The sequence below is a fragment of the Streptomyces sp. BE20 genome (assembly GCF_036322525.1).
Lineage (GTDB): Bacteria > Actinomycetota > Actinomycetes > Streptomycetales > Streptomycetaceae > Kitasatospora.
In genome coordinates, this window is the sequence record NZ_JAQYWW010000694.1 from 1 (window position 1) to 334 (window position 334).

The 334-nt window shown below is 68.9% G+C and carries 1 pseudogene; it reads right to left on the bottom strand.

The features are described from left to right. Positions 1-334: pseudogene (locus PUR61_RS15820) on the bottom strand (solute carrier family 23 protein); the annotation flags it as partial.

Consider the following 334-nt stretch of genomic DNA (forward strand, 5'->3'; position numbering starts at 1 on the left):
AGCCGACGGCGACCAGGGCGGGGGTGGCGGCCTGGGCGGGGACCATGGTGGCGAGCGGGGTGAGGAACAGGGCCACCACGAAGAGGCCGCCCGTGACGCTCGAGGCGAAGCCGGTGCGGGAGCCCTCGCCGACGCCGTCGGTCGACTAGACGAAGCAGTTGTTGCCCGAGGAGGAGGTCGCGCAGCCCGCGTCGGTGGCGATGCCGTCGATCATCAGGACCTTGTTGATGCCCTTCTGGTCGCCCTTCTCGTCCAGCAGTTGGGCCTCGTCGGCGACGCCGAGGATGGTGCCCATCGCGTCGAAGAAGCAGGACATCAGCACGGTGAAGACGAA